Source organism: Gracilibacillus alcaliphilus (assembly GCF_016909015.1).
In the GTDB taxonomy this organism is placed as follows: Bacteria; Bacillota; Bacilli; order Bacillales; family Amphibacillaceae; genus Gracilibacillus; species Gracilibacillus alcaliphilus.
This window is the reverse complement of record NZ_JAFBFA010000004.1, coordinates 106,540-130,166: the sequence shown is the minus strand read 5'-3', so window position 1 is coordinate 130,166 and position 23,627 is coordinate 106,540. Positions and strand designations below refer to the sequence as shown.

The 23,627-nt window shown below is 37.1% G+C and carries 27 protein-coding genes; 20 read left to right on the top strand and 7 right to left on the bottom strand.

What is annotated here, in order from left to right:
• Positions 1 to 184 precede the first annotated feature (184 nt).
• From JOD18_RS04805 to JOD18_RS04785, 5 genes are all read left to right on the top strand, one after another.
• Positions 185 to 1,492 carry an ABC transporter substrate-binding protein gene (locus JOD18_RS04805; RefSeq protein ID WP_204667805.1) on the top strand — a complete coding sequence of 436 codons (1,308 nt, stop codon included), beginning with the start codon at positions 185 to 187 and terminating at the stop codon, positions 1,490 to 1,492.
• A gap of 83 nt (positions 1,493 to 1,575) precedes the next feature.
• Positions 1,576 to 2,472 (top strand): carbohydrate ABC transporter permease, encoded by an 897-nt coding sequence (locus JOD18_RS04800; protein WP_204667804.1) that lies wholly within the window; start codon positions 1,576 to 1,578, stop codon positions 2,470 to 2,472.
• A gap of 3 nt (positions 2,473 to 2,475) precedes the next feature.
• Positions 2,476 to 3,315: a carbohydrate ABC transporter permease gene (locus JOD18_RS04795; RefSeq protein WP_204667898.1), complete on the top strand. Its 840-nt coding sequence runs from the start codon at positions 2,476 to 2,478 to the stop codon at positions 3,313 to 3,315.
• Between the two features lie 17 nt (positions 3,316 to 3,332).
• A complete protein-coding gene (locus JOD18_RS04790) occupies positions 3,333 to 3,968 on the top strand; it encodes a YesL family protein (protein WP_204667803.1) in 636 nt (211 codons plus the stop codon).
• Positions 3,969 to 4,506: 538 nt separating this feature from the next.
• On the top strand, positions 4,507 to 5,934 hold the full coding sequence (locus JOD18_RS04785; protein WP_204667802.1) for a C40 family peptidase: 1,428 nt from the start codon (positions 4,507 to 4,509) through the stop codon (positions 5,932 to 5,934).
• Positions 5,935 to 6,251: 317 nt separating this feature from the next.
• On the opposite strand, the gene JOD18_RS04780 is transcribed toward JOD18_RS04785, so the two are convergent.
• Together JOD18_RS04780 and pabB are read right to left on the bottom strand one after the other, a co-directional pair.
• A complete protein-coding gene (locus JOD18_RS04780) occupies positions 6,252 to 6,680 on the bottom strand; it encodes a BrxA/BrxB family bacilliredoxin (protein ID WP_204667801.1) in 429 nt (142 codons plus the stop codon).
• Between the two features lie 50 nt (positions 6,681 to 6,730).
• Positions 6,731 to 8,473 (bottom strand): aminodeoxychorismate synthase component I, encoded by a 1,743-nt coding sequence (gene pabB / locus JOD18_RS04775; protein WP_204667800.1) that lies wholly within the window; start codon positions 8,471 to 8,473, stop codon positions 6,731 to 6,733.
• A gap of 281 nt (positions 8,474 to 8,754) precedes the next feature.
• On the opposite strand from pabB, the gene JOD18_RS04770 reads away from it, so the two are divergent.
• From JOD18_RS04770 to JOD18_RS24760, 9 genes are all read left to right on the top strand, one after another.
• Positions 8,755 to 9,708 carry an ABC transporter permease gene (locus JOD18_RS04770; RefSeq protein ID WP_204667799.1) on the top strand — a complete coding sequence of 318 codons (954 nt, stop codon included), beginning with the start codon at positions 8,755 to 8,757 and terminating at the stop codon, positions 9,706 to 9,708.
• Entirely contained in the window at positions 9,698 to 10,651 is a 954-nt protein-coding gene (locus tag JOD18_RS04765) for an iron chelate uptake ABC transporter family permease subunit (RefSeq protein ID WP_204667798.1), read from the top strand. Before JOD18_RS04770 ends, JOD18_RS04765 begins: the two co-directional genes overlap by 11 nt.
• A complete protein-coding gene (locus tag JOD18_RS04760) occupies positions 10,645 to 11,403 on the top strand; it encodes an iron ABC transporter ATP-binding protein (protein WP_204667797.1) in 759 nt (252 codons plus the stop codon). Before JOD18_RS04765 ends, JOD18_RS04760 begins: the two co-directional genes overlap by 7 nt.
• A gap of 251 nt (positions 11,404 to 11,654) precedes the next feature.
• On the top strand, positions 11,655 to 12,647 hold the full coding sequence (locus JOD18_RS04755; protein WP_204667796.1) for an ABC transporter substrate-binding protein: 993 nt from the start codon (positions 11,655 to 11,657) through the stop codon (positions 12,645 to 12,647).
• Positions 12,648 to 12,948: 301 nt separating this feature from the next.
• A complete protein-coding gene (locus JOD18_RS04750; RefSeq protein ID WP_204667795.1) occupies positions 12,949 to 13,416 on the top strand; it encodes a chemotaxis protein CheX in 468 nt (155 codons plus the stop codon).
• Between the two features lie 15 nt (positions 13,417 to 13,431).
• Positions 13,432 to 13,902: a chemotaxis protein CheW gene (locus JOD18_RS04745; protein WP_204667794.1), complete on the top strand. Its 471-nt coding sequence runs from the start codon at positions 13,432 to 13,434 to the stop codon at positions 13,900 to 13,902.
• Between the two features lie 323 nt (positions 13,903 to 14,225).
• Positions 14,226 to 15,383: an acyl-CoA dehydrogenase family protein gene (locus JOD18_RS04740; RefSeq protein WP_204667793.1), complete on the top strand. Its 1,158-nt coding sequence runs from the start codon at positions 14,226 to 14,228 to the stop codon at positions 15,381 to 15,383.
• Positions 15,384 to 15,686: 303 nt separating this feature from the next.
• Positions 15,687 to 16,049, top strand: coding sequence for a hypothetical protein (locus JOD18_RS04735; protein WP_204667792.1), 363 nt, complete (start codon positions 15,687 to 15,689; stop codon positions 16,047 to 16,049).
• Positions 16,050 to 16,114: 65 nt separating this feature from the next.
• The gene (locus tag JOD18_RS24760; protein ID WP_338029489.1) at positions 16,115 to 16,357 is read left to right on the top strand and encodes an iron-sulfur cluster assembly scaffold protein; all 243 of its coding nucleotides are present in this window, start codon (positions 16,115 to 16,117) and stop codon (positions 16,355 to 16,357) included.
• A 415-nt stretch (positions 16,358 to 16,772) separates the two neighbouring features.
• Here the strand turns inward: JOD18_RS24760 and crcB are convergent, their stop codons facing one another.
• From crcB to JOD18_RS04705, 5 genes are read right to left on the bottom strand one after another with little or no spacing between them, the layout of a single operon-like run.
• Positions 16,773 to 17,132 carry a fluoride efflux transporter CrcB gene (gene crcB / locus JOD18_RS04725; RefSeq protein ID WP_204667791.1) on the bottom strand — a complete coding sequence of 120 codons (360 nt, stop codon included), beginning with the start codon at positions 17,130 to 17,132 and terminating at the stop codon, positions 16,773 to 16,775.
• Positions 17,133 to 17,138: 6 nt separating this feature from the next.
• Positions 17,139 to 17,519: a fluoride efflux transporter FluC gene (locus JOD18_RS04720; protein ID WP_204667790.1), complete on the bottom strand. Its 381-nt coding sequence runs from the start codon at positions 17,517 to 17,519 to the stop codon at positions 17,139 to 17,141.
• A complete protein-coding gene (locus JOD18_RS04715) occupies positions 17,516 to 17,923 on the bottom strand; it encodes a Fur family transcriptional regulator (RefSeq protein ID WP_204667789.1) in 408 nt (135 codons plus the stop codon). Before JOD18_RS04715 ends, JOD18_RS04720 begins: the two co-directional genes overlap by 4 nt.
• A gap of 7 nt (positions 17,924 to 17,930) precedes the next feature.
• Complete coding sequence (locus tag JOD18_RS04710) at positions 17,931 to 18,794, bottom strand: metal ABC transporter permease (RefSeq protein ID WP_204667788.1); 864 nt, start codon at positions 18,792 to 18,794, stop codon at positions 17,931 to 17,933.
• A gap of 16 nt (positions 18,795 to 18,810) precedes the next feature.
• Positions 18,811 to 19,563, bottom strand: coding sequence for a metal ABC transporter ATP-binding protein (locus tag JOD18_RS04705; RefSeq protein ID WP_204667787.1), 753 nt, complete (start codon positions 19,561 to 19,563; stop codon positions 18,811 to 18,813).
• A 148-nt stretch (positions 19,564 to 19,711) separates the two neighbouring features.
• On the opposite strand from JOD18_RS04705, the gene JOD18_RS04700 reads away from it, so the two are divergent.
• The 6 genes from JOD18_RS04700 to sufC all read left to right on the top strand — a co-directional run bounded on the left by JOD18_RS04700 (position 19,712) and on the right by sufC (position 23,627).
• Positions 19,712 to 20,071 (top strand): arsenate reductase family protein, encoded by a 360-nt coding sequence (locus JOD18_RS04700; RefSeq protein WP_204667786.1) that lies wholly within the window; start codon positions 19,712 to 19,714, stop codon positions 20,069 to 20,071.
• Between the two features lie 15 nt (positions 20,072 to 20,086).
• The gene (gene gcvH / locus JOD18_RS04695; protein WP_204667785.1) at positions 20,087 to 20,470 is read left to right on the top strand and encodes a glycine cleavage system protein GcvH; all 384 of its coding nucleotides are present in this window, start codon (positions 20,087 to 20,089) and stop codon (positions 20,468 to 20,470) included.
• Between the two features lie 207 nt (positions 20,471 to 20,677).
• Entirely contained in the window at positions 20,678 to 21,028 is a 351-nt protein-coding gene (locus JOD18_RS04690; protein WP_204667784.1) for a toprim domain-containing protein, read from the top strand.
• A gap of 19 nt (positions 21,029 to 21,047) precedes the next feature.
• Entirely contained in the window at positions 21,048 to 21,374 is a 327-nt protein-coding gene (locus tag JOD18_RS04685) for a thioredoxin family protein (RefSeq protein ID WP_204667783.1), read from the top strand.
• Between the two features lie 215 nt (positions 21,375 to 21,589).
• Positions 21,590 to 21,730 (top strand): YuzK family famiily protein, encoded by a 141-nt coding sequence (locus JOD18_RS04680; protein WP_204667901.1) that lies wholly within the window; start codon positions 21,590 to 21,592, stop codon positions 21,728 to 21,730.
• Between the two features lie 1,111 nt (positions 21,731 to 22,841).
• The gene (sufC, locus tag JOD18_RS04675; RefSeq protein ID WP_204667782.1) at positions 22,842 to 23,627 is read left to right on the top strand and encodes a Fe-S cluster assembly ATPase SufC; all 786 of its coding nucleotides are present in this window, start codon (positions 22,842 to 22,844) and stop codon (positions 23,625 to 23,627) included.

Below are 23,627 nucleotides of genomic sequence, written 5' to 3'. Positions count from 1 at the left end.
TTCAATTATAGAGAAATCTTATCTGTTAATAAATTATTTTAATAAAGTAGAGAAATAATCATAGTAATCAAAATGCTCTTTTTTTTAAACATTGACCACTGATTTTTCTATAATACCTTGACGAACATATCTGTTACCATATGGTTGTAATCGCTTACAAAATAATAAAAAGGGGAGATGAAGAATGAAAAAATCTTTATTGGGATTATTCGGAGTCATCATGATGGTTTTGCTGGCTGCATGTGGTGGTGAAGATGGAACGGAAAATACAAGTGGTGATGCAGATAATGATACAGATGGCGGCACAGGCGGAGATATCACCTTGAGAATTGCTTGGTGGGGAGATCAATCACGAAATGATTACACATTAGAAGTAATTGAAATGTTTGAAGAACAAAATCCTCATATAACGATTGAAGCGGAATATGCAGGCTGGGATGATTATTGGCAAAGGTTAGCTCCTCAAGCAGCTGCAAATGAACTTCCTGATATTATTCAAATGGATTTATCCTATATTTCACAATATGCTGATAATGGGCAGCTTGCCGATTTAGAACCATTCTTTGGCGAGCAGATTGATATCTCTGATATTGCAGAGAATACGATCGAAGCAGGAAGAATTAATGATGGTATTTATGGATTTAATTTAGGTTCTAACGTACTAAGTACACACTATAATCCAGAGATTTTAGCAGAAATAGGTATAGATGAAATGCCGGAAAGGTATAGTTGGGATGAATATCAAGAAATGGCTGAATTAGCAGCTAATGCAGATTATATATTTGATACTGGTATGCAGTCAGATGTATTTTTTAACCTTTACTTACGTCAGCATGATGGCCGGCTTTATGCGGAAGATGGTAATGGGCTTGGCTATGAAGATGATCAATTATTTGTCGACTTTTTTACAATTATAAAAGAGCAAGTGGACTCTGGAGCTACTCCAAGTCCTGATGAAACAGCTCAATATGCTGGACCGGAAGATAGCCCTGTGATGAAGGGAGAAGGGGTAGCTGTTCATCAATGGTCTAATCAATATGTAGGGATTCAAGAAATGAATGAAGATATTAATTTTGAGATTGCTCCGCCTCCTGGTGAGGAACTGGAGAAAGGTTTATTCCTAAAGCCGAGCATGTATTTTTCTATATCGGAAAATTCTGATCATAAGGAAGCAGCAGCCGAATTTATTGACTTCTGGGCCAATGATATCGAGGCCAATAAGATCATCTTAGGAGAAAGAGGTGTACCAGTTTCTTCAATTGTACAGGAAGAACTGTCAACAGAAGTGGACGCTGCGCAGGCAAAAGTGTTTGAATATGTGACTTGGGCAGAAGAAAACAGCACACCAATGGGGGCGCCGGATCCTTCAGGAGCTGGTGAAATTATCGAACTGTTGGGTAATTTAAGTGAGCAGATTGCCTATGGGGAAGTTACGCCAGAGGATGCTGCAGCGCATTTCAGAACACAAGCAGAAAGTATTTTAGGAAACTAAAAGAATGAGGAACAAGAATAGCTGATTCTTAACAGGTCAGCTATTCTTGTTAAAAAAGAGATAGTGGAAAGGAGTTCACAACTATGCAGACTCATATGAAGCAAAATTTATGGGGATACTTATTTATCAGCCCATTTATTATTGGGTTTTTAGCATTCACGATTGTTCCTATGATTGCTTCACTTTATTTTTCTTTTACTTCTTATAATCTATTTAATCCTCCTGAATGGATTGGATTTGCAAACTATATCGAAATGTTTACCAGTGATCCGCGATATATACAGTCACTAAAGGTTACATTTATTTATGTATTGGCTGGTGTGCCGCTTCAGCTTGTTTCAGCATTGTTTGTTGCCATGTTATTGAATACTGCTTCCAGAGCCGTCGGACTTTACCGTACTGTCTATTATTTACCATCACTAATTGGTGGAAGTGTGGCCGTAGCTATTATGTGGCGCAACATTTTCGGTGATGAGGGGATCATTAATCTGGCTCTGCAAGGCTTAGGGTTAGATCCAGTTCGCTGGTTTGGCAATCCTACTGCAGCGCTATGGATGTTAATTTTTTTAGCAATTTGGCAATTTGGTTCGTCGATGCTTATCTTTTTAGCTGGCTTAAAATCAATTCCGCAAAGCTATTATGAAGCAGCAAGTGTAGATGGTGGCAGCTATTTCCAAAAGTTTTTCCATATTACACTGCCAATGTTAAGTCCTGTTATCTTATTTAATACTGTTATGCAGACAATTGGAACTTTTATGACATTTGTTCCCGCTTATGTTATTTCAAAAGGTACTGGCGGACCATTAGATGGAACATTATTGTATTCCCTTTATCTGTTTAAACAGGGATTCGAATTTTTCCATATGGGCTATGCTTCCGCAATGGCATGGGTTATTTTAGTCGTGATTGCGGTTATCACATCACTGATATTTTATTCCTCCAAATTCTGGGTTCATTACGAATCGGAAGGGGGCAGATAAGTGATGAGACCAAAGCATATCAAAAAAATAATCTATCATGTCTTTGTCAGCGGTTTAGCTGTTCTGCTGCTGTACCCTGTGTTTTGGCTGATTGCCAGTTCTTTTAAAGAGACCGGACAAATTTTTGCAACAGCTGGCAACTTAATACCCAAGCCATTTACTTTTGAAAATTATGCACAAGGATGGCAAGGGATGGGGAATTACGGTTTTGATACCTATATTATGAATACATTTGTCTATGTCCTGTTAGTTTTGCTTGGCCATCTGATCTCATGTTCCTTGATCGCCTTTGGATTTGCACGATTAAAATTTACAGGAAGAGGAATATGGTTCGCGATTATGATTATGACCTTAATGTTGCCATCTGAAGTACTAATGATTCCGCAATATATTATTTTTGCTCAGCTTGATTGGTTGAATTCTTTAAAACCATTGGTAGTCCCGGCTTATTTTGGTCATCCTTTTTTCATTTTTTTATTGGTTCAATTCATTAGGACTATACCTAGAGAACTGGACGAGGCTGCTATTATTGATGGGTGTAATACCTTTGGGATATTCACCAAAATTATTTTACCGTTATTAGTCCCAGCCTTAGCAACCACTTCGATCTTTACGTTTTATTGGACGTGGAGTAACTTGTTAGGTCCTGTATTATATCTGAATAGTCCAGGTAACTATACGGTTTCCATGGCATTAAATATGTTTCTAAGTAATGAAACAGTGTCTAATTGGGGAGCCATGTTTGCGATGTCAGTTGTATCCTTGATCCCTGTGTTTATTATTTTCTTTATATTTCAGCGTTATGTGGTGGAAGGCATCAGTACCAGCGGATTAAAGGGATAGAAGAAAGGGAGAAAATCATGGCTGCATTAAATAAGGTGTTAGAATGGATCACAAAGGTTGCTTATTTGAACCTGCTTTGGCTAGGCTTTAGTATGATGGGGTTAGTGGTGGCTGGCTTCTTTCCAGCAACGGTAGCAACTTTTGCGGTCGTAAGAAAATGGATAACAGGTCATACAGATATTCCTGTTTTCCAACAGTTCTGGAAACAGTTTCGGCAGGGGCTGCTGTCAGCCAATCTACTCGGGTATCCATTTGTGCTATTGGCGTACATTTTGTATCTGGATTTTCTGTTTATTACGATTGTATCCAACCAGGCAAGTTTAATTCTGACGATTCCTTTTCTCATTATTTCTATTATGGCAGTTTTAACTATTTTGTATCTATTTCCTGTCTATGTACATTTTGATATGAAAATCATGGATGTGATAAAAACCAGCTTCTTCATGGTGCTGCTAAACCCGCTTCAAACTGTCTGTATGGCATTAGGTGCTTTTGCGGTACTGTATGGGTTATGGCATTTTCAATGGTTGTTTCTCTTTTTTAGCATGAGTGTATTGGCGATTGTTTTAACGATGCCTGCCTTACATGCGAGTAATAAAATCTATCAGAAACAAAAACAGATTGCCCAGAAAGCTAGTATCGAAGAAAAATAGAAGAAAAGAGCCGGGTCAAAAGTAGAGCATAATCGCTAAAATGCGAATAAAAACCTGAATTTATTTTTATAGATTCGGGTTTTTTTGGCGGAATTCTACAAAATTTGTCTAGTTTGAATGGGAAATAAGAGCAGTGAACAGTTTAATTTACTTTGAAAGACAGGGAGGTTAGAAAATAATAAGCTATAATAGATAACGAATACGTAAACTTGAAATCTAAGTTCGGGTTTGCAAGAATTATTTTCTATTAAAAAATGTTGATAGAAAAAGACGGAAATGTTACATTTGTTTTTCTCTTGGATTCGAGGTAAAATGCCAATTTATTGCGATTCTTTGCTATATACAGCTGTTATTCTTGACAAAATATAAGAATTATTTTCTCGATTTTGAAATATATTTGTAACATTAGCATCATACGATTGAAATCTATGTATGTTACACTGAGTCTGGTTCAAAAGAAATACATCATAGATCTCAATAAGAATATAGAATTATACATAGAATACCAAAATGAACGAAAGTAGGGGAATTATTAAAAATGCGAGAGAAAAAGATTACGGTAAAAAGTTCTGTTGTTGCTCTTTCAGTTGTCACAGGTTTGTTATTTGCTCAATCGGTTAGCGCGGAAACAAAAGAAGAAGTGCAGTCACAACGGTCTGAGGTACAAGCAGATATTAGTGAAAAAGAACAGGAAATTGAAAAAATTAAAACAGAATTAATTGAATTAAACGAGAAAATCCAACGTTTGGACGAAGCTATCGCAGACAATGAAAAAGAAATTAAAGCAACAAAGGACAAGATTGCTCAAGCAGAATCTAATATTACTGATTTAGAAAAAGAGATTGAAAAAATTGAAGAGAATATAGAGCGTAGAAATGAAATCTTAAAAGAAAGAATCTCTTCTTTACAGGAAAACGGCGGTTCTACCGGGTACTTAGAAGTACTTCTTGGAGCTGATAATTTTATCGATTTAATTGACCGTGTATCTCTTGTAAACAAAATTACACAAGCGGATCAAGATCTACTAGAACGTCAGCAAGAAGATAAAGAAGCAGTTGAAGCAAATAAAAAAGAATTAGATACGAAATTACAAGAATTAGAAGATGTTAAAGCAGATTATGAAGAAATGCAAGAACAAATTGTTGCTCAAAAAGATCAAAATGAAGAATTAAAAGATGAGTTAAAACAAAAAGAAGAAGAAAATAGTGATATTTTAGGTGATCTTAAGATTGAAGATGAGCTTTTAGCAAATAAAGAGCGTGCCATTGAAGAGGCAGAAGAAGCAGAACGTCGTCGTATCCAGCAAGAGGAAGAAGCAGCTAGAGCAAGAGCTGAGGCAGAAGCTGCGGAAGAAGAACAAGCAAGTGAAGCAGCCGATACAGAAGAAAATGCTTCAGCAGCAGAAAGTTCTTCAAGTTCAAATGAGAATTCCTCCAGTAATGATAATGAATCAAGCAGCAGTAACAACAGCAGTGCTAACAGCTCAGACAGTTCAAATAATACTGCCAATGTTTCTAGCAGCAGCAAACCAGCTGAGAAAACAGTAAGCCAACCAAAAACAACTGCGTCAGCTAGTGGAAACTTACAAACTATTATGAATGCTGGTAATAAATATATTGGTAACTCTGTTTATGTATTTGGCGGTGGAAGAAGCGCTTATGATATTGCAAATGGACGTTTTGACTGTTCAGGTTTTGTAAGCTGGGCATTTGGTCAAGGTGGAATTAGTCTTCCAGCAAGTACAGACGCTTTAGCAACAGTTGGTACAAAAGTTTCTACAAGTGATATGAAGCCTGGTGATATTGTTTTCTTTGATACATACAAAAAGAATGGTCACGTAGGTATCTACCTAGGAAACAATCAGTTCATCGGTTCCCAAAGTTCAAACGGTGTAGAAATTGCTAACATGGGAAGCGGATATTGGAAAAAGACTTTTGCGGGACATGTGCGTCGTGTAGCTAACTAAAGAAATGAAGAAGAACAAGTGATTTATACAAATATCACTTGTTCTTTTTTTGTGCTAGATGATTCTGTTTGAATTAAACGCAACTTTCACATACATAAACAAACACCTATACCTTACTATCATTCCTTGATGAATAGCGAAGGGGGATGGACAGGTTAAGACTCCTAAATGTTGTAGAATCATACCGTAGCGATTGCCTTGCACTTGATACCTATCATTTATTTCTTCTATGTTCAGTCGATCTGCTTGTGTTAATATCAAAGCAGAAAAAAGCTGTTGCACCATCAGTTACCTAATGGTGCAACAGCCTCTTGTCGTTAACAATATTGATCATAGGCAGTTGTGAGCTGACTAATAATATCTTCTAATTCATAACCTTCAATCTGCTCTCTCGGAATAAAATGTTTTAATGCTCCATTTTCTAAAATAGCCATAGAAGGCGAAGATGGCTCCACATCTACAAAATATTCTCTCATTTTATTAGTAGCCTCGCGATCCTGCCCAGCAAAGACAGTAACTAGCTGGTCAGGCTTTTTACCATGTTCCAGTGATTGAACGGCAGCAGGACGAGCAAGACCTGCGGCACAGCCGCATACAGAATTAACTACCACTAAAGCAGTTCCTTTTGCTTCACTAATAAATTGATCAACGGCCTCAGATGTTTCTAGCTCTTGGAACCCAGCGTTAGTTAATTCAGCTCGCATCGACCGTGTAACTTCTCTCATATATTCTTCATATGCATTCATTGTTTATCCTCCTCGTTATCTTTCCTAATCACATAGTAACAAAATAGTCCTTAGCATGGCGACTGATTTGTTTGGTAATCGATTAATTTTATCTTTACCCAGCCTCTTAAACTATTGATAAACCAAAGCTGATCAACATAAGTAAGGCTGGATAAGTGGATATTAGCCTCCGTAATAATACCTTCTCTAACTAATTTCTCACGAAAAGTGCCAGGTAATAAGCCGTCAGATACTGGCGGTGTAAAGTATTGCCCATCCTTTTCCACTACCAGGTTGCCAATTGTGAATTCTGTCGCATTACCTTCCTGATTCCATAATAGTGAAGTGAAAACTTCTGCGGGTTTAACAAGGTCGATTTCCTTGTATAGGTCCCTGTTGGTCGTTTTATGATAGAGATAGCGATTTTCGTGATCTACAGGAAAAGGTGCAAGGATAGCGGTTTGCTCCCCTGTTCTCTTCTCCATTTTTTTACAGGTGATATCGATTTCCCCATTTGGATCATACAGCAGTCTCACTCTGAATAAGCCAGACGGATATTCAATCGCTGTCTGCTGCAGTTTTTGTTTCAATAGTGAGGGATTCCAAGGATAAGCAAAATAAGAAACAGATTGTTCCAAACGGTCTTGGTGGTAATCTTTTAATGGATAGTGTCCATTTTCTAATTTCATCGTTTCGAGTAGTGGATAAGCGGCATGGCTTGCTTGCAGGATTTGTGCCTTTTGCTGCAGCTCATCGTATTCTGAAGCGCTTGTGGAATCCCAGGTAATCCCACCGCCAGTTCCGTAAGTAGCCCGCTTATCTTCTATAATTACTGTACGGATCGGTACATTAAAGACCGCCTTACGCTCTGGGGTAATGTATCCTATAGCTCCACAATAAACCTCTCTTGGCTCTGTTTCCAAGGCAGCGATCTGTTTCATGGTTTCTATTTTGGGGGCACCTGTAATAGAGCCACAAGGGAATAATGCCTTAAACACGTCGAAAAGTTTGCTTGTCGTAAGTTTTGCCTTAATGGTAGAAGTCATTTGATGGACTGTCGGATAGGTTTCGATATCAAATAGGTTAGTTACCTTCACACTTCCTATCTCAGCAATTTGGCCAAGATCATTACGTAATAGATCAACAATCATTACATTTTCAGCACGATCTTTCTCTGAATGAAAGAGCTGCTGCTTTAATTGCTTGTCCTCCTTCCATGTTTTCCCTCTTCTGATCGTGCCTTTCATTGGTTTGGTTGTAATTTCTCCATCCTCCATACGGAAAAATAATTCGGGAGAAGCAGATAATATTTGAAACTGATTAAGGTTTAAATAAGCGCAATAAGAAGCCGCTTGGTTTGTCCTTAATTGTTGATAAAAGCTGTAACTCTCCCCTTGGAAATTCGCTTGAAGCCTGGTAGTATAATTGACTTGATACGTGTCGCCAGCAGCGATGGCATCTTTTATTCTCTTGATACCTGACTGATAGGTATCAAAATCTGTCGCACACTCCCAATCGGATAATGAATAATTTCCTTGTTGATAAGGTATGCTCAACGTTTCAGGTTTTTCAAATGCTGCGAACCATAAGAGTGGGAGTCTGCTTTGATCTGAAACGATATAATTGACATCAAAGGCAGGGGCAGCCTCATAAGATAGACAGCCAGCAATATAGTAGCCACTGGATAGATAGGTCTCTATATCATCGAAAATTGCTTCCACATTGTTTATTTGATAAGTATGCCAGATCTTGATAGGATCTTTAAATTGATAAGGCTGCTGCTCAAAATCGAACTGTAACAGTATATCTGACAAAGTAGTTCACCTCGGACTTTCATGATGGGGAAATAGTTCTAATGAATGAAATCTTTCTATATTATAACGCATCTTCGTTTGACACACGATCCTAAAAGTGAAAGAAAAGAAGAAAGAGACTTTTGTAAGCGATTACTTTGGAAAACCTACACAAATAAGCGATTTTATCAGTGAATATAGGTAAAAAACATTGACTCTATAATAGAATATGATAAAATTGTATCAGGTTAATTGATAATGATTTTCATTATTGAAAGTTTAAGAGAGGTAAAGGTACTTGCATGAAGCTGCGTTATTTAATTCCATTACTTATTATCCTATCTATTATATCCATATTTATTGGAGTAATTGATTTAAACCCTCAGGATATTTTTAATCTAACAGAAGAACAGAAAGAGATTTTAGTTACAAGCAGAATTCCACGGCTGCTCAGTATTATTATTGCAGGTATGAGTATGAGTATCTGTGGTCTGATTATGCAGCAGCTTAGCAGAAACAAGTTTGTTTCGCCAACAACTGCTGGGACAATGGATTCCGCTAGATTTGGTATTCTTATTGCATTAATGATCTTTCCAGCAGCAGGTCCCATTCAGAAAATGTTGGTAGCCTTTGTATTTGCATTATTGGGTACCTTTATTTTTATGAAGATTCTTGAAAAGGTAAAATTCAAAGACCCAATCTTTATTCCTTTAGTAGGTCTCATGTTCGGGAATATCATTAGTTCGATTACTACCTTTTTTGCTTATAAGAATGATCTTATCCAGAATATGTCTTCCTGGCTGCAAGGCAACTTTGCCTTAATCTTGCAAGGGCGTTATGAAATCTTGTTTATAGGCATTCCGCTCATTGTCTTTGCATATATTTATGCGAATCGTTTTACTATTGCTGGGATGGGGGAGGACTTCTCCAAAAACCTGGGCATGAACCATAAGTTGGTGGTCAATATCGGGCTTGTAATTGTAGCCATTATTACCTCAGTCGTGATTCTTACTGTAGGTATGATTCCATTCTTAGGGTTGATTATTCCGAATATCGTTTCGATTTACCGAGGTGATCACTTAAAAAATAGTTTACCTCATACCGCAGTACTAGGAGCAATATTTGTGTTAGTTTGTGATGTGTTAGGAAGAATTGTAATTTATCCATACGAAATCGCCATCGGAGTGACAGTAGGTGTTATTGGTAGTGGGATCTTCCTGTACTTATTGATGAGGAGATCTGCTTATGCGTCTTAGTTTGAAAATAAAATTAACCATACTATTAGTTATCAGTCTAGTATTAATTGCCGTTTATTTATTTGTAGGTGTGCCAGGAAATTGGGAATATATCTTACCTAGAAGGGCAAGCAGGATTTTAGCCATTGTGATAACAGGTGCGGTTATTGCGATCGCAACCATTGTGTTCCAAACGATTACGAATAACCGAATTCTAACACCAAGCATAATTGGTTTGGATTCTCTTTATGTATTAGTTCAAACTTTTATTATTTTTGTATTTGGTTCAACCAGTGTAGCAGCTGTCAACCATAACTTGAACTTTGGTTTGTCTGTAGGGGCTATGATAGTATTCGCCTTCTTGCTTTATCAGTTTTTATTTAAGAAACAAAAGAATATCTATTTTCTTTTGTTGGTAGGGATCGTATTTGGAACTTTTTTTAGCAGTTTAACGTCATTTATGCAGGTGTTAATTGATCCAAATGAATTTATGATGGTTCAAAACCGTATGTTTGCTAGTTTTAATAATGTCAATACTAATATTTTATGGTTATCGATTGGCATCCTTATTTTAACGATCATTTATTTTTGGAAGTACATAAAGTTTTTAGATGTTATGTCACTTGGCAAAGAACAAGCGATTAACTTAGGAATTGACTATGATCAAGTGGTCAAACGATTAATGATTGTGATTGCTATCTGGATTTCAGTAGCAACTGCATTAGTAGGACCAATCTTATTTCTAGGCTTATTAGTTGCTAACGTAACCTATGAATTTATGAGAACGTATAAGCATAGTTACCTGCTGATTGCTTCCGTTTTCATTAGTATAATCGCCTTAGTAGGTGGCCAATTAATCGTTGATCGAATTTTTTCTTTTGAAACAACACTAAGTGTCATTATTAACTTTATTGGTGGAATATATTTCTTATATCTTATTCTAAAGGAGAGTAAAAAATGGTAGAAGTTCAGGAGATTACTAAGAAATATGGAAACACAGCGGTGGTAGACCAAGTCTCTGTTTCCATCCCTAAAGGGCAGATCACATCATTTATTGGACCTAATGGTGCAGGTAAGAGTACACTGTTATCGATTGTAAGTCGCTTGATTACAAAAGATTCAGGTGAAATTATCATTGATGATGAAGAAATATCTACCGTAAAAAACAGTACATTAGCCAAAAAAATTGCGATTTTAAAGCAATCTAATCATCTTAATGTGCGCTTAACTGTGAAGGAACTTGTTAGCTTTGGGCGTTTTCCTTATTCTCAAGGCAGGCTAAAAAAAGAAGATCACCGTTTTATTAATGACGCCATTGAATATATGGAATTGACCGATATGCAAGACAAGTTTTTAGATGAACTAAGTGGCGGTCAGAAACAACGAGCCTTTATTGCCATGGTTATCGCCCAAGATACAGATTATATCCTATTAGACGAACCTTTAAACAACTTAGATATGAAACACTCTGTACAAATTATGAAGGTATTAAAAAGGTTAGTTAATGACTTAGGTAAGACAGTAGTGATTGTCATTCATGATGTTAACTTTGCATCTGTTTATTCTGATTATATTGTTGCCTTAAAAAACGGTAAGATTATTCATCAAGGACCAAAGGATGCCATGATAGATCAAAGTGTCCTAAGAGATGTATATGATATGGACATTCAAATCCAAGATATTGATCAATGTAAGATTTGTTTATATTTTCATTAATAATAAGATCATAGTAATCTTTAAGCGGTTAGGGCCCAGCCAATTAAAGAAAAATGATCGATTATTATATATATGCAATAGAGAAAAGTAGAAAGCTCCTTTCAAAACATAGCAGCTGCACCATGATACCGGATCATGTATGATATATGTTCTGGAGACTGTCGGCTTAATCCATATATAAGTGTTTGAGATAGGCTGTTATTCATCTTTACTTTTCCTTGTTTGACAAAATAATTAAAGAGGTGTAAATAGTGAAGAAACTTCTATTACTTTTATCAATTATAGCAATGGTTTTATTTGTCGCAGCCTGTGGCGCAAGTAACGAGGATGAAAATACAGGTTCTGACAATCAGTCAACAGAAGAAAGTAGTGACAACGGCGCAGCAGCTGATAATAGTGAAGCAGCAAGTGAAGTTGTGGTAGAACATGAATTAGATACTACTACTGTACCTGTAAACCCTGAAAAAGTAGTTGTGTTTGATTATGGTTCTTTAGAAACATTAGACGAATTAGGTGTTGAAATTGCTGGAGTGCCTCAAGGTAGCTTACCTCCACATTTAGAAAAATTTGAAGGAGAAGAATATACGAATGTTGGTGGCTTAAAAGAGCCAGACTTTGAAGCAATTGCTATGTTAGCTCCAGATTTAATTATTATTTCAGGACGTCAATCAGAAGTATATGATGACTTAAAAGAATTAGCCCCAACTATCTATATGGGAGTAGATTCAGAAGATTTTGTTAATTCCTTTGAAAACAATGTTATTACATTAGGTGAAATTTTTGAAAAAGAGCAAGAAGCAACTGATAAATTAGCAGAAGTTATGGATGTTGTTGATGAAGTGAATGCTTCCACAGCAGATTTAGATGAGAAAGGTCTAATCATCCTAACAAACGATGGTAATATTAGTGCATACGGACCTGGTTCACGATTTGGAATCATTCATGATGTACTTGGAGTGAAATCAGCAGATGAGAAAATTGAAGTTTCTACACACGGTCAGAATGTTAGTTTCGAGTACATTGCTGATACAAACCCTGATTATTTATTTGTGATTGACCGTAACGTGACTGTTGGTGGTGAGGCTAGCGCACAAGAAACGTTAAACAATGACTTAGTGCAAGGTACAAATGCAGCACAGAATGATAAAATTGTCTACTTGGACGCAAACTACTGGTATGTTTCTGGCGGCGGCTTAGTATCCGTTGCTGAAATGGCTAATGATATTAAAGAAGCCGTTCAATAATGAAATATCCCCTTGATAAAGAGAGGAGCTTTTGGATAAATTCCAACGAGCTCCTTTTTGAATGGGGAAAAATAGTGTGACACATATCATTTAGTCTAAAATATTTATTGCAAAAACTTTCATTGAAGGAAGGTTTAATTTATAGTAAAATAAACTTATAATTAAATAGGATAAATTACATAGATGGTTCTTTTCGATAGGTATATAGTATGTTTTATCTCGTTTTTTCTAGGTTTAATTTACTATTGGTGCGATGAGGATACATTTATTTTCCTGAGTATCGTTTAGAGAGGGGTTTTGTATGATAGCTTCAGCAGAACAGAGCAGTAATGAGATGATTAAGGAATTATATAATGGTTCTATACAAACAATTAAGCATATTATCACGGCAAATCACCGCTTTACAGCCCCGCAGATTACTACGGGAGGTATTCCAGTGCAGTACGGTGTTTTGGTTGGTTATAGCGGCATTTTTAAAGGAGAGCTGGTCATTCAAGCAGATGCTTCTGTATTTAGTGAAATTGGTGTATTATTATATGGAATGCCACTTCCAGAAGAAATGCTGGACTCCTTTACTGGCGAGCTGGGAAATATGCTGGCTGGTGGTCTGTCTACGTATTTAGCCAATCAGGGAATAGAAACAGACATTACACACCCAACGATTTTGAATGGGGATACGAAGTTATCCGGTTTCAAGCGAGCGTTAGAGGTGACTATTCATTATCAGGATATCGGTGACATGAAAATCTCCATATTATTAAATGATTAGAAAGCTGGTGCAAAAATGGTACAGGAATCTTTAACAAAAACAATTATCTTTACTTTGAATAATCAAGAATATGGTGTGAATATTGCACAAATTAGATCAATTGAACGGTTAGACGAAATAGTAGCTATCCCGCAGACTTCTGATTTTATTAAAGGGATTATTAATTTGCGCGGCAGTGTGACACCTATTATTGATCTGCGGACGAGGTTAGGACTGCCTGAAACGTCGGCTACGGAGCAGACAAGGGTTTTAATTGCTAATGTGAATGATCTCCAAGTTGGCTTTATTGTTGATGCTGCAACAGATGTTATTGACGTGGAGCCTGGGGAGATCGAAGAGGCACCTGAACTGGTTCACGGTGTTGATTATCAATATTTAAAAGGCGTCGCTAAGTTAGAGAATCGCGGAATGATATTGCTGCTAGACCTTGACCATGTGTTGAGTGTATCAGAAATGGATGAAGTCCAGCAAGTGACAGAAGATTAATTGATATAGAAAAAGTTCTATTTCCTTTTTGGAGCAGCGTATCAAAAGAGGGTATAGAACTTTTTTATATTTATCGGATAAGCAGACATGATCTATCTCGCTTAATAATTGTGCCCCAACTAAATTAGTTTTCATGGAAAAAGGGTGTATGTCAAGCTAGTTTTGAATATCCCCTATAAAATTAATTTCCATTTGATTATATACTTGCAAGGATAAACATAATGACATATGTAAAAAAAATACTATTTCGATGTAAATAGGTAGCCAAAAACAAATGGTTTCGCTATCATTTAATGTAGAGATGTAAAGGAGGCTGATGATGGATGAGGTTTTCAAATATTTTTATTCAGACAGAACGCCAGGAAACACTATACCAAATGGCAGGAGAGATTGCGGAAGAAGTCAAACAATACAAAAAGCAGGGGGATCAAGAAGCGACACTGCCTATAGAGGCTTTAGAAGCTTTAAAGCAAAGCCACTACTTATCTTTAACATTACCAAAGGCATATAATGGAGAAGATATTTCCTTATATGAATTTTTACTTATACAAGAGAGGTTGGCAGAAGGAGACGGAGCGGTAGCGCTTTCGATCGGGTGGCACTTAAGTGCCATTAAGCAAATTTTTGAAGAAAATCAGTGGGAACAGGAAAAAATTGATTTTTTAGCACGAGAAATCAGTGAGAAGCAGAAGTTAATTAATCGCTGTAATACCGAACCGGCTACAGGCAGTCCGACAAGAGGCGGGATGCCTGAAACAAAGGCTGTAAAAGATGGAGATCACTATCTTGTCAGTGGCAGAAAGAATTTTGCAACTATGGCTGCTGTACTTGATTATTATATTATTAACGTATATGTGGAAGATAAGGAAGCTGTAGGCTCCATTTTGATTCCACGTGAATTGGACGGTATTGATGTGGAGAAGACGTGGGATACTTTAGGAATGCGAGGAACAGGCAGTGACGATCTAGTATTTGATCAGGTCCGTGTGCCAAAAGAGAATATAGTGGAATTATATGATAAGCCACAGCGCCCGACACCAAATGGCTGGTTACTGCATATTCCTGCCTGTTATCTGGGCATTGCTATGGCAGCGCGAAATGAGGCGATAGAATTTGCCAAGAGCTTTCAGCCTAACAGCTTAAATAAACCGATAGCAGAAGTGGAACATATTCAAACTAAAATCGGGGAAATGGAACTTAAGTTGTTACAGGCTCGTCATTTGATGTATAGTGTGGCAGAAAAATGGGATAGCTTTTCGGAGCGCCGTCATGAGATTATGAGAGACCTGGGAGCTGTTAAATTAGTAGCTACAAATAGTGCCAATGAGATTGTGGATTTAGCGATGCGAATAGCAGGAGGAAGAGGGCTCTCCAAACAATTACCATTTGAGCAATTGTATCGTGATGTCAGGGCGGGACTTCATAATCCGCCAATGGACGATATGGTTATTTCTATGTTAGCAAAGAATGCCCTGTCCTAAATCAAAAGAACAGTTTTTCAATCATATAAATATACAAAAAGCTAAAATAGGCATGATATTATTCATTAAGAGAGGGCCTTATTTTGGCTTTTTGTATCTAACCATAACCAGGCTAGACTTGAAAAATAGCTTATTAAGAGAGGCTGTACTCATATTTCGGCTGAGACAATTCAAAAAAAAATGAAACCTGTTCATTAGTCTTGTTCATAAGGATGTTTTAATGGTAGAGTAAATACTATATGATAAAACGTAACGATTACGTTTTATGACGATAATATAATATTTCAAGGGCAGGGTGTTGACATGAATTATTACCTAAGTGAGTTGTTTTTAAATAGGATTCTAAATAGTTTATCAGATAAAGAAAGGTTGTTGTATACATCTGTTTGTGAAATGGAAGATAAGATAGCAGAAAAATGCTTAACACCAGAAGCATTTATTAATCAGTTTACAAACTATTTACCTCATAAAGATTTAGCAGAAAAATTTGATTTAAAATTACCCGAATTAATCAAAGCAGTAAATGAAATAGATGAAAAAATCAACAGAAAGTTAGAAGAAATATATCAGAAGATCCAATGGATTGATTGTACAAAAATTGCTTATAAAAGAATGGAAGATAAGCCAAACACAAAATTATTTTATGTAAATATTCCTTATAATTGATCAGGTCAAGTAACATTAACTTTTTTTCTTGAATCGTAATTGTTTCGATTTACAAGCAGTCTCATTTGATTTTATTTGGAGGGTCAGATGATGTTAGACGATTTATATCGCCAAATAGTGATGGATCATGCAAAATACAAGCGAATTATGGCATGCTGAGTGGAGAAGCTGTTATTGATAAAATTCATTATAAGAACCCAACATGTGGGGGTGTGATGATTCTATATTTACAAGTAGGAGAAAAAGGGATAGAAGACTTATCATTTGAAGGTGAAGGATGTAGTATTAGCATGCCTCCTGTTCCATGATGACAGACCTTCTAAAAAACCATACACTCGAAGAATGCCTAATAAAGAGGTATGCTTTTGAACGCCTAATAAGAGAAGGGGAATTAGAAGACGATGTTGATTTAGGAGAAACAGCATCACTTCAAGGAGTGCATAACTTACGGGCAAGACACAACTGTGCGCTTATGCCTTGGCAAGCTTTAGATAAATGGTTAGAAACACAAACATGTAAAAAGGACTAGTCTCGAATATTTCAAGGGGCTGGAAAGCAGCAGAACAGATTACACAGTCAGTCAAGATCATATAAAAACCCCTTATTAAGATATGGTGTAATAAGATGTTTTTAAGAGATATCCACTTGATGATTATGTGCTTACCCAGAGCAAACTTTAATACTGTTTATCATTTTCTAAATAGAAAAGTGAAGAATGAGCACTTAACCAAGTAAATAAACGATACTGGCAAAGATCAAAAGGCTGACTGTAATCGAACCGAAAAAATAAAGACTGGCTCGCTTCCATTGCTTGGCTTGCAACATCTTAATAACCTCTAAACTAAAGGTGGAATAGGTGGTAAAGGCACCACAGAAGCCAACACCACATAACAGCCAGATCGTAGTGGAAATAGTGGTGTCTTGATGCCATACATATAAGAATCCAAGCAGGCTACTGCCGATAATATTGGCCAGCAAGGTACCAAATGGAAGCCGGTAGCGGTCTGCAGACAATAATAAGCTAAATGCAAAGCGCAAAATAGCCCCGCCGATTCCACCTGCAGCGACAACAAGATATGACATATACATTTACTCCTTTATATAGCTTAAACGTATTCCCAGCCAGCAGCTTAACAAACCACCGATCATAGTCAGCAGGAGATATCCAACTGCCCAGATAATATTGTTTTCTGTCAGGACCCACCCCTCGGCAATGAAGGTGGAGAAGGTAGTGAAAGAACCAATAATTCCAGTCGATAAGCCAGTAAAAGCAGCTGGAGTCAGCTTTTGTCTAATCCAGGGCTGAAAGGTAATATAACCTAGTATAAAACAGCCGATTAAATTAACGATAATAGTACTCATGGGAAAGTTTGTCTGTGGAGTCCATTCCGCTACCAAAAAACGTAAGACAGCTCCAATCGCCCCGCCTAATCCAACCAACAGAAAAACAGAGATATTCTGTGTTTTCATTGACAGGCAGGGCAATAGCCATAAATCTCAAATTTATGGTCTGCAATCGTATATCGCTGCAGTTCTTTTGAGATTTCTTCCATTGGACAGTGGTGGATTTCTTTCGTGACGCCACATTTTTTACAAATAAAATGATGATGGTGTTCATGACCGCAATTCAAGCGGAAATGTTTCTCCCCATCTAATTCGGTAGTTTCTAATATGCCTAATTCAGCAAATAGATGTAAATTACGATAAATGGTATCAAAGCTAATGCCTTTATAACTTGGTTCCATGTTTTCCAATAAATCCTTAGCTGTGCGATAGCGGTCTTCTTCCGCAAAAAACTTAATCATATGTTTACGTTTATCGGTATACTTATAGCCTTTCTGTTTTAATACCGCAAGTGCTTCTTGTGTATTCATAGTATTTTCACCTCAATTGTAGACGATGTTTACGCTGCCTTACCTTAGTGATCAGATATTTTGCTGCCATTGTAGCGACTAGCAGCAGAATTAGGATCATAACAATCGTTCCTCCCGGAGGAATTTCTAAATAATAGCCGGAAAATAACCCGAGTATAACAGCTGCTTCTCCATATATTATCGCATAAATAATCGTTTGTTTAAATCCTTTTGCAATCCGGATACTCGCCGCGACTGGAAGTGTCATCAATGCCGATACCAGCAATACCCCAACAATACGAATGGAGGCAGCGATCACCAATGCGGTTAAGACAATAAAAATAAAATGAATTCTTTTGGCATGGATGCCGGTAACTACTGCTTGTTCTTCATCAAATGAGAGTAAGAACAATTCTTTGTACAAGGAATAGATGACGGCACAGACAATTAATCCAATCACAATAATGATATATAAATCTTGTCTGCTAACGGCTGATACCGATCCGAATAAATAGTTATATAAATCGTTATTAAACCCATCTGCTAACGAGATAAAAATAACACTTAAACCGACTCCGCCAGATAAAATAATCGGTATTGCCAATTCCTGGAAGGAATGATAGACCCTGCGTAATCGCTCCACAATTAAAGAACCAATTACAGAGAAGCCAAGTCCGCCATAAAAGGGAGTGATAAAGTTAACTCCTGTTTTCTTTTCCAAGAGTAAGCCAAACGCAATCCCTGCTAAGGTTACGTGAGATAGTGCATCCGCAATTAACGAAAGTCTTCTGACAACAATAAAAGCCCCAAGCAATGGAGCAATAAAACCGATAATAATACCGGTGAAAAAAGTGTTTCTTAAAAACTCATATTCAAACATATTCATTAACATAATTGTGTTTCCTCCATTAATGCTTGTGGGTTACCAACTTAAGCGGATGACCATATACATCAGATATATGATCGTCAGACAAATGTTTCGTTTCATCGGAATGCTCATGGAAATGCAATTTTTTATTCAAACAGGCAATCTTTGACGCATGGTCAGTCATTGTACCAATATCATGTGTTACTAGTAATAAGCTGATGGCTTGCTTGTTTAATTCTTGTAATAAATCAAAGAATTTCTCGACATTCTCAGCATCGACACCTACTGTCGGTTCATCCAATATTAATAATTGTGGATTGCTGACTAGGGCACGAGCGATAAAGATGCGTTGCTGTTGACCGCCTGATAAGTCACCAATATTCTCATGAAGATACTCTGACATACCGACCTTATCAATTGCTTCATGGATTTGTTGTTTTTGCTGGCGTGATAGACGTTTGAAATAACCGAGTTTGGCGGTTAATCCCATCTTGACAACCTCTTCCACAGTAGCAGGAAAACCACGGTTAAATGTATTGGCTTTCTGGGAGACATAGCCTATCTTAGATTTTTCTTTGAATTTCCGCATCGGCAGTCCAAACATTTTGATCGTTCCAGAGTCTGGCTTTTCCATACCTAACAGTAATTTAATTAAGGTTGTCTTACCACCCCCATTTGGACCGATCAACCCGATAAAATCACCTTGTTCGATGGTAAAATTAATATCTTCTAATGCTTGACGTTCTCCATAATAGAAGTTGACATTATTCATTTCGACTATTGTATCTTTCATATTGTTCACCCTTACCTTAATCGACTAAATATATAAACCCATTTTATCGTAACGGTTACGCTTTGTAAAATAGTCTGCCGCCAGATTATTTGTTTTTATCTATGCTTTTCGTTAAAATATGATTAAGGTATTTAAAGGAGGAAGTTAGATGACTCTTCAATTTTATTGGTATCCAAAATGTGGGACATGCAGAAAGGCCAAGCAATGGCTGGAAGCACATGACTTGGATTTTGAAGCTATACATATTGTGGAACAACCACCGAGTGAAGAAAAGTTACGAGAAGTTTTAGAAAAGAGTGGGTTAGAACCGAAGAAATTATTCAATACTAGTGGTAAAAAATACCGAGAACTTGGTTTAAAAGATAAACTACAGGATATGGAGCTAGATGAGATGTTGAAATATTTGTCTGCAGACGGCATGCTGATTAAGCGTCCTTTGACTATTGGAGATAAGCAGGCGACTGTGGGTTTTAAAGAAGCAACATTCGAGGATACTTGGACTAAATAATAGGAGGAATGACAGATGAGCTTACCTGAAAAATATTTGTATTCAAATGAACATGAATGGGTCGAAAGAGATGGAAATAAAGTAAAGATTGGTGTAACCGATCATGCTCAATCCGAATTGGGGGATATTGTATTTATTGAATTACCGGAAGTTGGAGATACAATAAAAACAGATCAACCATTTGGCAGTGCGGAGTCGGTTAAGACGGTTTCTGAACTATATGCTCCAGTTACTGGAAAAGTGGTTGAAGTTAACAAAAACTTAGAAGACAGCCCTGAACTAATTAATGAATCACCATATGATAAAGCTTGGATGATTGTCGTGGAAGTGGACGATGAGAGTGAGCTGGACCGTTTATTGTCAGCAGAAGAATATGATAAGCTTATTCATGAAGCATAAGTTGTTGTAATGTAGCATCCGTCCTGTTCGGATGCTATCTTTATGCAGTCGGGAACTAGTTGGTCTGTCCGGATTTTCACTAACATGGGTGTTTCTTTTAGGTTCAGGAGGCATAAGTTCATCAGGCAGTTCCATAGAATACACTATATAGAGGACGTACTAATAGCTATTATTGGAAATGGATAAAGGACAAAGTGGGTGAGCCAATTGTCAGTAGATGAAGTGAAATTAATCATTGTAGAAGGCAGGTCAGACAAAGAGAAGGTTGCCAGAATAGTTGAAGAACAGCTCGAAATTGTATGTACCAATGGAACGATAAATGTGGAGCGTTTAGAAGGTTTAATCGAATCATTTGAAATGGATGACCGAGATGTGTATATTTTGGTTGATGAAGACGCAGCAGGTAAGAAACTGAGAAAACAGTTAAGCAAAGAACTGCCGCATGCAGCACATATCTATGTGGACAAATCTTATCGTGAGGTAGCGGCAACACCAGAGTCAGAATTGGCTGTTGCCTTGCTGGCAGCTCATATTAAAATTAACCCTATTTATTTGTAAGGATTAGAAGGTGATCATAATGAAAGAATTAACACAAGATAACATGGAGCAAGAAATCCAGAATAGGCAATCCATGATTGTATTTGTACACACTCCCTTTTGTGCTACTTGTCAATTGGCTGAAAAGATGCTTCGTATATTAGAGGAGGGAGAACAGCAGCAGTTATTTTATCGTATGAATGCTTCTTTTTTTCCTGAATTTATGCATCAACATCAAGTGGAGAGTGTACCAGCATTATTGTGGATACGCGATGGTAAAGTAAAAGAGCAAGTCTATGCATTTGAATCAGTTACCAATCTTTTTCATTTATTAGAGAAGTGGCGTAAAAAGCAGAGCATTTCGTAATAAATAACCGAAATAAAACAAAAGATTAATTCTCTATCGTGCTGTTTCGTGTATTTGGTCATTCAGCGGTTAAGATAACTCTATACCTCGTTAAATCATGTTTGGAAGCTGTGTTAGAACATGTTACAATAGACATTGTGAAAATAAGAAAGGGTTGATTTATTATTAATGACCATCATGTAGACATGAAGTATACTCCAGATATGGAGAAAGCCATGCAGCGAACACATGGAATTGGCTACGCAGAATATTGTCGTAAATTAGACCAGCGAATGGAAGTAGAGAAAGAACGAGAAGCAAGCTACCGTCAAGGAAAGCATGTTGTTGAAGATATTCAAGGATTGGTTCACAGATAAACTTATAAACAAAGCAACACGTTCACGCGGAGTGGGCGTGTTCTTTTTTGCACTACTATATATAGTAACTCAACTTTCCCACACATAAATAGGCACATACACCTTGTTATCATTGCGTAAACCTATTCCCCCATATTGCCCTTGCCTTGTCATTATTTTGACTGAATAAAGGTGCGAAGATTTGCTCCGGTCAACCACTTCGCTTTCCATGAGGACGGCCTCAGCTAACTAAAAAAGAAGATCACTTTTTTAGTGGATCTTCAGCTCGTCTGTTCCCATAGGAGTATCCGTAGTTGACCTGCGCTGGAAATAGTTCTACACTTCATGAAAGAAATAGCATCATGGCTGGATGGTTCCTAGGGTAAGCTTATATCTAATTACTTCTGATGACAGTATTCTATAAAGGAAAATGGGCAACATCAAGATTATTTTCATCCTTATACCTACAATCAATGCTATCCTAATATCTGTTATTGCTTTATCATTCCTTGATGAACTAACAGAAGATGGTCTTATATGCTAAGACTCGTAAACAGTGTAGCATCAAACCATAGCGGAGGCCGACCGTTTCGACTCCGGAGGGATTCGCATGATCTGAAGATCCACTTTTGTCAAGTGACTTCTTGGCAAAAGTTAGCTGAAGAGCATGCCCCTCGGAAAGCGAAACGGTCAGCTGCAGCGGTTGCCTTGCTCACGATAGCTGCCATACGTTGCTTTCTTTGTCAAGAAGTCAGTTGAAGTAACTACAAATACTTGTGTCTATGAATACTATGCAGTTTTTCGAGGTGCGAAAGTTGAGTAATTAAGAAAGAAAAATTTATGGATGGATACTGAAAATAAAACGAAGTTATTCTAATCAGAGCAATGAGAATATCGATCACTCGTTAGCGTCTGAAGAGACAAGCTCTGTTCTTTGTTAAATGATAATAGATGACATGAACGGCAAATTTGCGTACAATGTACGGAATGACTGGAATCCTTTCCTAGAAATTTGCATAGTAAATGGTTGATTATAGTTTCTAAATAGTTTAAGATTATAATGAGAATAAAGTGAGAATGAGTGTAATTCCACTTCAATTTAATACAATATAAGTTTTGGAGGTATGTAGTTATGGCAAGTTCTACTCTAGAAATTAAGGATCTTCATGTAGAAATCGAAGGTCTGGAAATATTAAAAGGTGTTAATCTTACCATTAATGGCGGTGAATTCCATGCTGTAATGGGGCCAAATGGTACTGGTAAGTCAACATTAGCTTCGGCTATTATGGGACACCCAAATTATGAAGTAACCAAAGGTGAAATTTTGCTTGATGGTGAAAATGTACTGGAAATGGAAGTAGATGAACGTGCAAAAGCAGGACTATTCTTAGCTATGCAATATCCAAGCGAAATTAGCGGGGTAACTACCTCTGACTTCTTACGATCTTCTATCAATGCTCACCGTGAAGAAGGTGATGAAATTTCCTTAATGAAATTCATTAAAGAAATGGATGGGACAATGGATTATCTGGAAATAGATAAGAATATGGCTCAGCGATACTTAAATGAAGGCTTCTCCGGTGGTGAGAAAAAACGTAATGAAATCTTGCAATTAATGATGTTAAAACCGGAAATTGCTATCCTTGATGAGATTGACTCTGGTCTTGATATTGATGCATTAAAAGTAGTTGCAAAAGGAATTAACAAATTACGCAACGAATCCTTCGGCTGCTTGATTATTACACACTACCAACGTTTACTGGATTATATCACTCCTGATAAAGTACATGTTATGATGCAAGGACGTGTAGTTAAATCTGGCGGTCCAGAATTAGCTCAGCGCCTTGAGGCGGAAGGATATGACTGGATTAAACACGAATTAGGCATTGAAGATGAAACTGTAGGACAAAAAGCGTAA

Bases quoted from the DNA above. Each gene is read 5' to 3' on its own strand.
- JOD18_RS04785 (WP_204667802.1), top strand. From the start codon at position 4,507: ATGCGAGAGAAAAAGATTACGGTAAAAAGTTCTGTTGTTGCTCTTTCA.
- JOD18_RS04780 (WP_204667801.1), bottom strand. From the start codon at position 6,680: ATGAATGCATATGAAGAATATATGAGAGAAGTTACACGGTCGATGCGA.
- JOD18_RS04700 (WP_204667786.1), top strand. From the start codon at position 19,712: ATGACTCTTCAATTTTATTGGTATCCAAAATGTGGGACATGCAGAAAG.
- sufC (WP_204667782.1), top strand. From the start codon at position 22,842: ATGGCAAGTTCTACTCTAGAAATTAAGGATCTTCATGTAGAAATCGAA.
- JOD18_RS04760 (WP_204667797.1), top strand. From the start codon at position 10,645: ATGGTAGAAGTTCAGGAGATTACTAAGAAATATGGAAACACAGCGGTG.
- JOD18_RS04720 (WP_204667790.1), bottom strand. From the start codon at position 17,519: ATGAAAACACAGAATATCTCTGTTTTTCTGTTGGTTGGATTAGGCGGG.
- JOD18_RS04685 (WP_204667783.1), top strand. From the start codon at position 21,048: ATGAAAGAATTAACACAAGATAACATGGAGCAAGAAATCCAGAATAGG.
- JOD18_RS04805 (WP_204667805.1), top strand. From the start codon at position 185: ATGAAAAAATCTTTATTGGGATTATTCGGAGTCATCATGATGGTTTTG.
- JOD18_RS04790 (WP_204667803.1), top strand. From the start codon at position 3,333: ATGGCTGCATTAAATAAGGTGTTAGAATGGATCACAAAGGTTGCTTAT.
- JOD18_RS04795 (WP_204667898.1), top strand. From the start codon at position 2,476: ATGAGACCAAAGCATATCAAAAAAATAATCTATCATGTCTTTGTCAGC.
- JOD18_RS04710 (WP_204667788.1), bottom strand. From the start codon at position 18,794: ATGTTAATGAATATGTTTGAATATGAGTTTTTAAGAAACACTTTTTTC.
- JOD18_RS04705 (WP_204667787.1), bottom strand. From the start codon at position 19,563: ATGAAAGATACAATAGTCGAAATGAATAATGTCAACTTCTATTATGGA.
- JOD18_RS04800 (WP_204667804.1), top strand. From the start codon at position 1,576: ATGCAGACTCATATGAAGCAAAATTTATGGGGATACTTATTTATCAGC.
- JOD18_RS04735 (WP_204667792.1), top strand. From the start codon at position 15,687: ATGAATTATTACCTAAGTGAGTTGTTTTTAAATAGGATTCTAAATAGT.
- JOD18_RS04750 (WP_204667795.1), top strand. From the start codon at position 12,949: ATGATAGCTTCAGCAGAACAGAGCAGTAATGAGATGATTAAGGAATTA.
- gcvH (WP_204667785.1), top strand. From the start codon at position 20,087: ATGAGCTTACCTGAAAAATATTTGTATTCAAATGAACATGAATGGGTC.
- JOD18_RS04765 (WP_204667798.1), top strand. From the start codon at position 9,698: ATGCGTCTTAGTTTGAAAATAAAATTAACCATACTATTAGTTATCAGT.
- JOD18_RS04680 (WP_204667901.1), top strand. From the start codon at position 21,590: ATGCAGCGAACACATGGAATTGGCTACGCAGAATATTGTCGTAAATTA.
- crcB (WP_204667791.1), bottom strand. From the start codon at position 17,132: ATGTCATATCTTGTTGTCGCTGCAGGTGGAATCGGCGGGGCTATTTTG.
- JOD18_RS04740 (WP_204667793.1), top strand. From the start codon at position 14,226: ATGAGGTTTTCAAATATTTTTATTCAGACAGAACGCCAGGAAACACTA.
- JOD18_RS04745 (WP_204667794.1), top strand. From the start codon at position 13,432: ATGGTACAGGAATCTTTAACAAAAACAATTATCTTTACTTTGAATAAT.
- JOD18_RS04770 (WP_204667799.1), top strand. From the start codon at position 8,755: ATGAAGCTGCGTTATTTAATTCCATTACTTATTATCCTATCTATTATA.
- JOD18_RS04715 (WP_204667789.1), bottom strand. From the start codon at position 17,923: ATGAATACACAAGAAGCACTTGCGGTATTAAAACAGAAAGGCTATAAG.